This is a genomic window from Pedobacter sp. GSP4, assembly GCF_051857575.1.
In the GTDB taxonomy this organism is placed as follows: domain Bacteria; phylum Bacteroidota; class Bacteroidia; order Sphingobacteriales; family Sphingobacteriaceae; genus Pedobacter.
This window is the reverse complement of the sequence record NZ_JBPZIR010000003.1, coordinates 789,374-802,354: the sequence shown is the minus strand read 5'-3', so window position 1 is coordinate 802,354 and position 12,981 is coordinate 789,374. Positions and strand designations below refer to the sequence as shown.

General features: G+C 41.8%; 7 protein-coding genes. 5 read left to right on the top strand and 2 right to left on the bottom strand.

The window, feature by feature from the left end:
- Positions 1–130 precede the first annotated feature (130 nt).
- Positions 131–913 (top strand): diaminopimelate epimerase, encoded by a 783-nt coding sequence (gene dapF / locus ACS5PU_RS10665; protein WP_439459270.1) that lies wholly within the window; start codon positions 131–133, stop codon positions 911–913.
- 6 nt (positions 914–919) lie between these two features.
- Here the strand turns inward: dapF and ACS5PU_RS10660 are convergent, their stop codons facing one another.
- Positions 920–1,303: a hypothetical protein gene (locus tag ACS5PU_RS10660; protein ID WP_439459269.1), complete on the bottom strand. Its 384-nt coding sequence runs from the start codon at positions 1,301–1,303 to the stop codon at positions 920–922.
- Between the two features lie 399 nt (positions 1,304–1,702).
- Between ACS5PU_RS10660 and ACS5PU_RS10655 the strand changes: the two genes are divergently transcribed.
- The 4 genes from ACS5PU_RS10655 (at position 1,703) to ACS5PU_RS10640 (ending at position 11,708) form a co-directional block, all read left to right on the top strand.
- On the top strand, positions 1,703–2,872 hold the full coding sequence (locus ACS5PU_RS10655) for an efflux RND transporter periplasmic adaptor subunit (RefSeq protein WP_439459268.1): 1,170 nt from the start codon (positions 1,703–1,705) through the stop codon (positions 2,870–2,872).
- A 40-nt stretch (positions 2,873–2,912) separates the two neighbouring features.
- Positions 2,913–6,089: an efflux RND transporter permease subunit gene (locus ACS5PU_RS10650; protein ID WP_439459267.1), complete on the top strand. Its 3,177-nt coding sequence runs from the start codon at positions 2,913–2,915 to the stop codon at positions 6,087–6,089.
- Positions 6,090–6,100: 11 nt separating this feature from the next.
- Positions 6,101–7,501, top strand: a complete 1,401-nt coding sequence (locus ACS5PU_RS10645) for an efflux transporter outer membrane subunit (RefSeq protein ID WP_439459266.1) — start codon at positions 6,101–6,103, stop codon at positions 7,499–7,501.
- Positions 7,502–8,171: 670 nt separating this feature from the next.
- Positions 8,172–11,708: a gliding motility-associated C-terminal domain-containing protein gene (locus ACS5PU_RS10640; protein ID WP_439459265.1), complete on the top strand. Its 3,537-nt coding sequence runs from the start codon at positions 8,172–8,174 to the stop codon at positions 11,706–11,708.
- Here ACS5PU_RS10640 and ACS5PU_RS10635 read toward each other — a convergent pair.
- Positions 11,705–12,715, bottom strand: coding sequence for a PorP/SprF family type IX secretion system membrane protein (locus ACS5PU_RS10635; protein WP_439459264.1), 1,011 nt, complete (start codon positions 12,713–12,715; stop codon positions 11,705–11,707). The two genes, ACS5PU_RS10640 and ACS5PU_RS10635, sit on opposite strands and share 4 nt — an antisense overlap.
- Positions 12,716–12,981: the final 266 nt, after the last annotated feature.

The following is a 12,981-nucleotide window of genomic DNA, read 5'->3' as shown; positions in this document are numbered from 1 at the left end:
TTAATACCATATAAACGATATTTGCATCATTCAAGCACCCGGTTTTGTGTTAAAAAATGTTAAATCAAAAAAACACCAGGCGCTTATTACTTTTTGCAACTCAAATATTGCATTAAAAAATGAAGATTAAATGAAAATTAATTTCTTTAAATATCAAGGCGCAGGCAACGATTTTATTTTAATAGACCACACCCAAAGTCCTTTAAAAGACATTGACAATCAATTGGTTGAACAATTATGCCACAGAAGATTTGGCATAGGGGCCGATGGATTAATGTTCCTTACCAAGCACGAAAACTACGATTTCGAAATGCACTATTTTAATGCTGATGGCAATTTGGGCAGTATGTGTGGCAATGGCGGCCGTTGTATAGTTGCTTTTGCCAAACAGCTTGGTATTATAGATAAAGAAACAAACTTTTTGGCAGTAGATGGACCTCATTATGCCAGAATTTCAGAAAATGGCGAGTGGGTTGATTTACAGATGATTGATGTAGATACCATAAGCAAAGATGGCGAAGCTTATGTTTTAAATACAGGTTCGCCGCATTATGTTGCCCTTCAGGATAACCTGAAAGACCTTGATGTTTTCCATGCCGGAAAAAGCATCCGCTATAACCATACTTATAAAGCCAAAGGTATAAATGTAAATTTTGTAGAAGATAAAGGTGATCATTTATTTGTGCGTACCTACGAGAGAGGGGTTGAAGATGAAACTTATGCCTGTGGTACGGGTGTAACAGCGGTAGCGATGGCCATGGCCAAACATAAAAATCAAACAGGCCATATTGAAACAGCTATCAAAGTTTTGGGCGGCGATATTAAAATTGAATTTGATTATGATGGCACTGCCTTTACCAATGTGTTTTTGTGCGGACCAGCCAAACTGGTTTTTGAGGGAGAAGTAGATTAATCAAACTCATTTTACTACCTTATAATAAAGGGTATCAACATCAGCCAGGTTTTGATGGTACCTTTTCACAACAACTGATTTTACTTTTCCCATTTTTTTTAAATTCCACCGCTCACTTTTATAAAAAGAGTAATAAGCTTTCGGATAGAAGCTGGCATTCTCCTTCAACGTCATCTTTTGATAAACCAGGTGTATTGGATCTAAAACCAAAACGCTGTCCCATTTATTCTTTATAAAGCGGTATTGGTAATCGAGCCGCGAGGGATAAGAAATTACCACAATCGAATCGGCATCTGCGTGGCTTGATTGGTAATTATAATAATGTGGGGCGCCAAGCATTAAGCAGCCCGAGCCTAATATCATAACCATGAACAGCAAAAGATATTTCATATACCTAAAGCTAAGAAAAAATCCGGGTGCCAGCCCTTGCCGCTACTGTAAAGTGCCTACCTTTTGTACACACATCTGCTTAAAATAACCAACAATATAGTGCGGTAAATCCAACACGGAATCATCGATTTTAACAGCTTTTAACATCTGTCGCAAGATATTTACAAGCCTTTTTCCGAACAATACTAGCCAAACAACGTACTAATAAACAAGAATTTAACTATATTTAAATAGGTTTTCGATCCCAAAATAAATCAATCGATTGATTAAATGACAGAATTCGGACAGATTTATTTTTTTTTAGGCTCTATTTTTGGGCAATTATCGGCAGGTATAAATTCCTTTATTTAACAGCGCCCTTAACCCCGGAAATTTAAATTTAAACACACAGAATAGTCCATGAGAAAAGTAACAACTCTCTTTTTTAGCATGAGCATTGGTATGCTTTTAGCATCCTGCGGAAATGACGATGCCGCTAAAAAAGCCGCAGCTGCAGCAGCTGCTGGCCCACAAGCCTACCCAGTTTTTACAGTTAGCACACAAAACACCACTTTAGATTCTGATTATCCAGCCACTATTGAAGGTATCCAAAATATCGATATCCGCCCTAAAGTTGATGGCTTTATCGAAAAAATATTTGTTGATGAAGGTGCAGTGGTAAAAAAAGGCCAGTTACTTTTCACCATTAACGCCCCTCAATACGAACAGCAGGTAAGAACCGCAAGGGCTGCCATTAGCAGTGCAGAGGCTGATGTAAATGCAGCACAGTTAACCGTTAACAAAACGAAACCACTGGTAGAAAAAGATATTATCAGCAAGTACGATCTGGATGCGGCGCAGCTTACCCTTCAGAGCAGAAAGGCCTCACTGGCCCAGGCCAAAGCAGAACTGGCCAATGCACTGGTAAACTTAGGTTATACTTCGGTTAAAAGCCCCGTTGATGGTGTGGTGGGCAGCATTCCTTTCAGAAATGGAAGTTTGGTAAGCAGCTCGAGTGAACAGCCATTAACAACAGTTTCCAATACTTCGAAGGTTTATGCCTATTTCTCTTTGAATGAGAAACAGCTTTTAGATTTTTCTAAAACCTATAAAGGCAACACGCTTGCACAGCAGATGAAAAATATACCTGCGGTTAGCCTGGTTTTGGCCGATGGAAGCACTTATGCACAAAATGGTAAAATAGAGTCGATTAACGGTCAGATCAACACCAGTACAGGTTCGGCAAGCTTAAGGGCTACTTTTCCCAATCCAATTTTCCTGTTAAAAAACGGAGCAAGTGCATCGGTAAGGATTCCCCAACATGTTGAAAATGCAATCTTAATCCCTCAAAAATCAACAATCGATTTACAGGGCAAGAAATTCGTGTACATTTTGGGCGATTCGGCCAAGGTGATCAATACCCAGATTGAGATTATGGAATTACCAAAGGATAACTTTTATGTAGTTACCAAAGGACTTAAAGCAGGCGATAAAGTTATTTTAGAAGGTTTCCAATCTCTAAAAGACGGTACCAAAATCAAACCTGAAGAAAAGAATGCCGATTCAGTATATGCTGAGATAAAAAAATAACAATATAATCAGTGCCATCCCACTGTAATCAATATTATTTATGTTTAAGAAATTTATAGACAGGCCCGTTTTATCAACAGTTATATCCATTATAATTGTAATATTAGGCGTACTTGGCCTCGTAACGTTACCCATCTCCCAATATCCCGAAATTGCGCCGCCAACCGTTCAGGTATCGGCCTCTTACCAAGGAGCCAATGCCGATGTGGTAATGAGTAGCGTTGTTGTTCCGCTGGAAGAACAGATAAACGGTGTGGAAGACATGACCTACATGACTTCTACCGCAAGTAACGATGGAACAGCCTCCATTACCGTAAATTTTAAATTGGGTACAAATGCCGATTTAGCTGCGGTAAACGTTCAAAACAGGGTTGCACGCGCCACTAGCTTATTACCTGCAGAGGTAACCAGATCCGGTGTAATTACAGCAAAAAGACAGGCGAGTAACCTGCTTATCTTTGCCATTTACAGTGATGACCCTTCTTACGATCAGAAGTTTTTACAGAATTATGCCAACATTAACATCATTCCTGAAATTAAAAGGATTAGTGGTGTGGGCGATGCCAGTGCATTTGGTACATTAGATTATACCATGCGGATATGGCTTAAGCCAGAAGTAATGGCGGTTTACGGTTTGGTTCCAAATGATGTAAACGTTGCCCTTGCCGAGCAGAATATTGAAGCTGCCCCCGGCCAGTTTGGCGAGCAGGGAAACCAGGCTTTCCAATATACCTTAAAATATAGCGGACGTTTAAAAACCGAAACAGAGTTTAGCAACATCATTATCAAAGCTAATGCAAACGGAGAGATTCTGCGCCTAAAAGATGTGGCCAGGATAGAACTTGGTGCACAGAGTTATGCCAGTTATGTGAAATTTAACGGTAAACCGGCTTTAGGTATTGCCATTAGCCAAACCGCAGGTTCGAACGCTAAAGAGGTAATTGAAAATTCGATTAAAACTTTAGATAAGGCCGCACTTTCTTTCCCTAAGGGTGTGCATTACGAAACCGTTGTAAACGTAAATAATTTCCTTGATGCCTCTATCGAAAAGGTAATCCACACCTTGATCGAAGCCTTTATATTGGTGTTCTTGGTTGTGTTTATTTTCCTACAGGATTTCCGTTCAACCTTGATTCCGGCAATCAGTGTTCCGGTGGCTATTATTGGTACATTCTTCTTTCTAAGTTTATTTGGCTTTACCATTAACTTGTTAACCTTGTTTGCACTTGTGCTCGCCATTGGTATTGTGGTAGATGATGCCATTGTAGTGGTAGAGGCGGTACACGCCAAGCTCGATGCGGGTTATACCGATCCAAAAAAAGCAACTAAAGATGCCATGGACGATATCAGCGGTGCGATTATTTCGATCACACTTGTAATGGCAGCCGTATTTATCCCGGTAAGTTTTATCCAGGGTTCTTCTGGTGTATTCTATAAGCAGTTTGGTTTAACACTCGCGATATCCATTATACTATCGGCCATTAATGCCTTAACCTTAAGTCCGGCATTGTGTGCCATGTTTTTAAAACCGCACCCAGCCGACCACGAAAAAAGCAAAAACTTTTTGCAGCGTTTTTATACTGCCTTTAATACTTCTTTTGATGCCGTAACCCAGAAATACAAACGTTCTGTAGGCTTTTTGGGCAGAAAAAGATGGCTGGCCGGTTTAGGTATTGCGGTATTTGCAGTGGTATTGGTTTGGATCATGAACACTACGCCTAAAGGTTTCGTACCGAACGAAGATTTAGGAACGGTATTCTCGGATATCTCTTTACCCCCTTCTACTTCGCAAGAGGAAACCGATAAAATTATTGTGAAGATAAATGATATCGTAAGTAAAGTACCTGAGGTAGAAGCAACTTTCAGGGTGGTTGGCCGAAGCTTAATCAGCGGTTCGGGCAGTTCGTACGGTATGGTTATCGCCAGGTTAAAACCTTGGGATCAGCGTAAAAGAGATGTTAAAGCCATTATCGGCGAACTTTTTGCAAAAGCATCAGGCATTAAAGGTGCAAAAGTGATCTTCTTTGCCCCTCCTACCATTCAGGGTTTTGGTACCGGTGGTGGTTTCGAGTTCCAATTACAGGATAAAACCGGTGGCGACATTAAAAAGTTCAACGAAATTGGTAATGGATTTTTAGCAGCGTTAAGTAAACGTCCTGAAATTCAATATGCTTCAACTTCGTTCAACCCTAATTTCCCACAATACCAGATAGATGTAAATGTGGCAAAAGTTAAACAGGCAGGCTTAACCGTGAGTGATGTATTGGGTGTTTTACAGGGTTATTATGGTGGTGTTTATGCTTCAAACTTTAATAAATTTGGTAAGCAGTACCGCGTAATGTTCCAGGCTGATGCCAAGTACCGCGCCAATCAGCAAAGTTTAACCAGTATTTATGTGCGTAACTCAAGCGGAACCATGGCCCCTATTTCTGAGTTTATCACGTTAGAAAAGGTTTATGGTCCGCAGGCTATTTCCCGTTTCAACCTGTATACTTCTATCGCTGTAACGGGTAACCCCAATGCAGGCTTTAGTTCGGGTGATGCCATTAAAGCCATTCAGGAAGAAGCCGCTATCCATCTTCCGGCAGGTTATGGCTACGAATTCTCGGGGCTATCGCGTGAGGAAGTGAGCAGTGGCAGTCAAACTATTTTTATCTTCCTGCTTTGCGTAATCTTTGTATACTTCCTGCTTTCGGCACAGTATGAAAGTTACATATTGCCATTGGCGGTTTTATTTTCACTGCCGATAGGTTTAGCCGGTGTATTCATTTTTGATAAGATTTTCGGTATAGACAACAATATTTATACGCAGATTACGCTGATTATGCTCGTGGGTTTACTGGCGAAAAATGCCATTCTGATTGTGGAGTACGCGGTAGACAGGAGGCGGAAAGGCATGAGTATTGTTAATTCGGCCATTGATGGTGCAACCGCCCGTTTACGCCCGATTTTAATGACCTCTTTTGCCTTTATACTCGGCTTATTGCCATTAATGTTATCATCGGGTGTAGGTGCGGCCGGTAATACTTCAATTGGTACCGGTGCTGTAGGTGGGATGTTAATTGGTACCATATTCGGTGTGTTTGTAATCCCTGCATTGTTTATTGTTTTCCAAACATTGCAAGAAAAAATAAGCAACAAATCTCCTTTCGAAGAAGGAATTGATCGCGAACAGACTGAAGAAGAATATGAGATGGCCGTTAGCCGCCCACATTAATTTTTAAAAACATGAAATTTAGATATAAGCATTCCATTTTAATCGGTTTAGCCACGCTAACGCTCAGTGCCTGTGTAACTCAAAAATACGAGCGCCCACAGCTTAAAAGCGAAGGTTTATACCGGGATAACAATACCACAGATACCACTTCCATTGCAGACCTGCAGTGGAAGACCCTGTTTTCTGATACCACTTTACAATCGCTGATCCAACAGGGCATAAATGAAAATTTAGACCTGAAACAAGCCATTGAGCGCATCAAAATTGCTGAAGCTACACTAATTCAAAGCCGTGGCGCACTGTTGCCAAGCTTACAGGCCGATGTAAACGTTACGGATAACAAAGCTTCTGCAGCGGCGCAGAACTTTCCGGCAGGGATTAACATTAACCTCGAAACCCAAACTTATAAAGCACAGCTGAGTACTGCTTGGGAAGCCGATATCTGGGGGAAATTAAGCAGTGCAAAACGTGCGGCTTACGCTACTTTACTGCAGAGCGATGCCGCTAAAAGGGCTGTTCAAACCCAGTTAATTGCTACCATTGCCAATAATTATTACACCTTACTGGCACTTGATAAGCAATTGGCCATTACCGAGCAGACCATCCAGATCAGAACTAAAGATGTAGAAACCATAAAAGCCCTTAAAGAGGGTGCGGTGGTAAATGGTGCAGCTGTGGTACAGAGCGAGGCCAACTTATATGCTGCACAAGTAACACTTCCTGATTTAAAAAGAAGCATAAAGGAAGCCGAAAACGCGCTTAGTGTTTTACTGGCCAAAGCCCCAAATGCAATTAATCGCGGCACTTTAGAACAGCAAACCCCTTATGCCAATTTACAGACCGGTGTTTCGGCCCAGTTGCTGCGTAACCGTCCGGATGTTATTGCAGCCGAGTTCGGTTTCAGGTCGGCTTTTGAAAATACCAATGTGGCCAAGGCTTATTTTTATCCCGCTTTAACCATTACAGCTGCCGGCGGTTTATCTAGCCTTCAACTTCAGGATTTCTTTAGCAAATCTATCTTCTACAACCTGGTAGGTGGATTAACGCAGCCTATCTTTGCCAAAGGTGCAAATAAGGCCCGCTTAAAAACAGCGCAGGCCAACCAGCAGATTGCATTTTATGCTTTCCAACAAACGCTTTTAACTGGTGGCCAAGAGGTCTCAAATGCTTTATTTGCTTACCAAACCGCAGCTGAGAAAGAAGCTACCCGTGCTAAACAGATTGCTTCGCTTACCAAAGCAGTAGATTTTACGAAAGAATTATTGCGTTACAGTTCAGCAACCAATTACACAGATGTGTTAACATCAGAACAAAGTTTACTAAGTGCCCAATTAAGTGGCATTAACGATAAATTACAGAAACTGCAATCTGTTGTAAACCTATACCGCGCTTTAGGCGGTGGATGGAAATAGGTTACATCTGACAGGCATATTTAAGGCATTCTGGTTTTCAGGATGCCTTTTTTGTTCTGGCGCACGCGTGCCGCGTATGCCAAAACTCTTAGTTTGCCGTGTGTACCAAAATATCTTGCCACGGAAACACGGATTAACACGGAATTTTAAGGATGGAAAATGGAAGTTGGAAGATGGAACTTAGACTACGACCAATAATAAAACCCTAAATTTTGAAGAGAATAACCATTTGATTGGGCAGCGTGGATCTGCGTTTTTTATCCTTTCTAAACTGCGGGAAATCTAAATGCGCAGCTTCTTCCTGTAAATAATTCAGATTTACTTTGAAAGCTTCCCACCGTGGGTGGCACCAAATCAAAGTAACTTAGAAACCTTCCTCCCATGGGGGGCATCAAATCAAAGTAACTTAGAAACCTTCCTCCCATAGGGGGCATCAAATCAAAGCAACTTTGAAACCTTCCCACCGTGGGTGGCACCAAATCAAAGTTCTCCAAACAACAATACTGTTTGCGCTACTGCCACATGTGTGCAAAAAATACACAACCTGCCACGGCAGCCCAGATTGGCGATATCCCAGCACAATTATTTTCAGAAAAATAATGTAGGTTTGTTAACTAAAACACTAGCCACTAAACAGTTTATTTGTATTTTGGCAGTATCAAACAAACTTATGCGTCTCTCAAAACTATTGGCACTTTTTGTTGGCCTATTTTTCTTCAATAATATTTACGCTCAAACATTTGTGGTAACCAGTAATGCCGATAGTGGCCCTGGTACGCTTAGAGAAGCTTTAACACAGGCCGCTGTAGCCAACAGGATTACCACTTTTACCATCAATTTCAATTTACCGGGCAACCCCAGCGATAATGCCAACCGCACCATCAGACTGCGTACGGCGCTTCCTGTTGTATCATCCAATGTGGTAATAGATGGTACTTCGCAAACAGCTTGGCCTGCACTTGGGGTTTCGGGGGCAAAAGTAATTTTGGAACCCGAATATACGAATACCACTTTCTCGGGTTTGGTTATCGGACAATCATCCGGCACGCAACAGGTCCAAACCACTGGGGTTGAAATATATGGTTTATATATCCGCAACTTTGCCAACATTAGCAACCTGCAAAATGTAAATATGGGTCAGGGATCGGGTATTGTGCTCGATTACCGTGCAAACAACATTACCATTGGGGCACCGGGAAAAGGAAACGTAATTGGCGGCAATATTTACGGGGTTGTGGTTTATAATAACTATATCTACAGCAATATAGCCGCCACTAAGATTAAAATCCAATCGAATTTAATTGGGGTAATTTATGATGGGATAACCCCAAATACAAACGTTTTTGGTATTTCTGCCAATTTATACGATACTGCATTGGATATAGGGGGCGACAACGCAGGCGAGGGAAACGTAATTGCGGCAAACCGTGTTAATGTTGATATTGTGCGCTCATCTTATTCTACCAATGCCCGCTTCGATATCAATATCATCAACAATAAAATCGGTGTCGATTATACAGGCAAGAAAGATTTCAGTCAGTTACCTATATTTCTTTCTTCATCCTCCTTAGAAATTGCCGGCTTAAAGGTGAATGCAATCAACACCGCGCTTTATGTCCGCAACAATGTTATCGGTGGAAACAGAACCACAGGCGTTTCAATTACCAATTCGGATTTTATCTTAACAGGCAATGCCATCGGCACCGATGCTGCCGGAACGATGGTAATGGGCAACGGAATAGGTGTAAAAGTAGAATCGGGTGCAGGTGGAACCATAGGCGGTGCAACCCCTGCCGAAGCTAACTTAATTGCCAACAACAATTTCGGGGTAGAAACCGTATCATCAAAACCGGTAAAAATTACGAGAAACAGCTTCTTTTGCAATAAAACATTCGGCATCGGAAAAACGCTGTCTATTCTTCAGCCTTATATTCAAATACTCAAAAAACGAAACGACTATGTTTCGGGCAGGGCTACGCCAAATTCGGAAGTAGAATTATTTTACACCGTAAACTGCCAGGGCATTTGCGAAGGTAAAAGCTACATTGCCACTGTACAGGCCGGTAGCGATGGCCGTTGGGAATACAACGGTAACTTAACCGGCATGGTTACGGCCACTGCCAGTTTATTGAATGCTACCACCTCTCCTTTTTCTACTGCAGAATTGTTGCCAAACGAGGCCATTGTTGAGCCTGTAACCTGCAACGCCAATGGATCGATCACTATCCCCGAAGTACGCGAAGGATTTACCTTTAGCTGGGTAAAAATAGAAACCGACGGTTCTCAGGTACCCAGAGGCAATACACAAAGTATCTCCAATTTAGAAGTGGGCACTTATCAGGTAACGGTTGATGACGGCTGCAAGGCATTTCCAACTGTTTTTATCATCAAAGATCAAAAGTTAACAACACCTACCATTCAACCGGTATTTCCTATATGCGGGCAAACTTCTTTTACCTTTACTGCTGAGGTTTTAAGGGGAAAAGGCGTATTGAAATACGAGTGGATCAATACGGCAACAAATGCTGTGGTTAGCCGGAGCAATCCAGCTCTTTTACCCGAAGGTACTTATAAGGTAAAGGTATCAGACGAAGCCAGCTGTACATTGGATTCTGATCCGATTACCGTAAAAAGAAAACCTAAAATTATCATCACAAGCACCTTAGCACCAAAACACGCTACCTGTGGCAGTCAAAACGGGGCAATTAAAGGCTTAAAAATTACCGATTTTACCGGCACCTTAACCTATAAATGGTACAAACCCGATCCGATTACCAACGCCCTGGGCGATGTTATTGCCCAAACACTCGATTTAGAAAATGTAGAAGGTGGCAATTATACCATTGTGGTATCCGATGAGGGCGAATGTCCAGCTACTACAGCGTCCTTTTTTATCATAACCGATAACACCATCCAGATCAGCGATGCCTCAATCAAAAGAAATGTAACCTGTAACAGCGATAACGGCGCACTGGATGGAATTAACCTAACAGATGCAGATGGTTACGAGTGGATAGGTCCGGATGGAGTTACGATTAAGAAAGGCACCTACTCTGCCGGAACATCTTTGTTGATTCAAAACCTAAAGCCCGGCTCTTATAGGCTATGGGCCAGCAATAGCAGATCTAGCTGTCCGCGGGTGTCACGGGATTTCGTTGTAACGGCTATTGCACCGCCGGTGTATAACTTTTCGCACCGCGAATCGGCAACCACCTGCGGCCTGATTAATGGAACCATCGACCTGGCCTTTAGCTCCGCGCTTCCATTTAGATACGAATGGAAAGACGAATCGGGGAACATTATTCCAAGTACAAAAACAGCGAATTCCATTTCCCTCAAAAATTTACCAGGCGGAACATACACCATGTATGCCTACGATATTAATAATTGTGCTCCCTTTGTTATCGGCCCGTATACAATAGAGGTAACACCCCTGCTTACCATTGTGCCTAAAACCGGAACATCAGTTAAAGATGGCTGTACCTTACAAAGAGGCTCCGTTACTGGCGTTCAGGTAATTGGCGGCGTACCGGGTTACGATTTTAAATGGATTAATGAAGCTGGTGAAGCTGTTCAGTTTACACAAGATTTAACTAAAATCGGCGCTGGAACGTACCGCCTGGAAGTTAAGGATAAAACAGCTTGCGGTTACGCCATTAGTGAACCTTTTACCATTGTAGACGAACCTTTTAAAATCCTGGCCCCAATTATAAACGACCTTCGGGTTTGTTACGTATCGGATATTACTTTGCCTGTAATCGCCCCTGAAGAAGGAACTTATCAGCTGTTTGAAAAAATTGATGATACCAAGCCGTTTTTAGAAAGCACCAAAGGAATTTTCAATTTTAAGGTAGCCAAAACAGCTGATTATTTTGTAAGGAGAAAACTGGGTTCTTGTACCAGCGAGTTTACCAAGGTGCACGTAGAGGTAACGCACGATAACTTGGAAATAACCAACACCATGACGCCTAATGGCGATGGCATGAACGATGTTTGGCAGGTACGTGGCCTACCCGATTTTAAAGGCACTAACATTAAGGTGTATACCCGCGGAGGCCAATTGGTTTACGAATCGATAGGCAATTATACCAAACCCTTTGATGGGCGTTTTAGAGATAAGGAGTTGCCCGCAGGTGTATATTATTATGTTATCGATTTAAGGGCCGAATGTAAACCATTAGGGGGTAGTATAACACTTTTACGTTAAAACTGCCTGCTTGGGCATGCTACCTGGTAACGGTTATTTAACAAAATACCCAGTACAATTTCGTGCGTACCGTTATTTACCGAGCGCAAGCCCGAAGTATTTACATCGTAAGAATAACTTAGGTTAACCAGCGAAGCAATGTTAAGCCCAGCCAAAAGAGAAAAAGAATCGTTATTTCTAAAACTGGTTCCAACCCAAAATTTATCCTGGTAAGCAAACTTGAGATTGGCATCAAACGTAGCGGGCGAGTTTGCCCAATAACTGATCAGGGCCGAAGGGATCATGGCAATATCTTCATCCAAAAAGATTTTATAACCTGCCGTACCGTAAAAGGTGGCTGCTTGGTAAGGACTCGTTTTAACCTGGTTATTTTCGATACTGCTTTTATTTCCGATGAGCTGCTTGGCCGAAACACCTGCAAAAAACCTCGGACTGTACAGCCAGATACCAGCTCCAATATCAGGTCTGATTTTATTGTTGTAATCTGCAGAAAACAAAGGATCGCCAGATTCATCAGCAATAATTCCCCTAACATCCACGCTGATGGATTTAAACCCGCCAGATAAACCAAGCGATAAATTTACCTCGTTGGTAATACCCAGGTGATAGGCATAAGTTACGTTTACATTGGTTTGCCTCACTAAGCCCGCTTTATCAGTCATGGCAACCAGGCCAATACCATGATGGGGCTCGGCTGCTGTGTAGTTATTTACAAAACTCCTGCTCAATGGGTTTTCGCCATTGCCCGCAAACGAGTTTACGTTGCTGCGTACAAAGTCTTCGCCAATTGCGGTACTTAAAGAAAGATATTGCGTGCTTGGCGAACCTTCTAAACCACTCCACTGCTTCCTTAAACCGATTTTTAAATCCGTGTAATTATCAATGCCCGCCAAAGCCGGATTAAGTAAGATATTATTAAAAATATATTGTGTACTTCTTGGAATTTCCTGTGCATAGCCGAAAAAGCATAAGCAGGCAAATAGAGAGAGTGCGTAAAAAAATTTCATTTAAATAGCGATGATGCGTTAACCGTACCGGCCTTCAACAACAGACCTATACGAGTGCTAAGATAATAAGTTGTAGTCAATTATAAAGTATTTTAATATAATCTGTACCCGCCAAGTGTGAACGGTGTAATGGTCAACCGCTACGATTAAATTGCTGCATTTCAGTCTGTCGGTAAAAAAACGTTATTTTTTTATCCCAAAAAGGGCTGGTTCTTTTGATGTAACCCCAAAATATTGTAAGTTTAAAGTTTTTTAAGCGGCTAGCT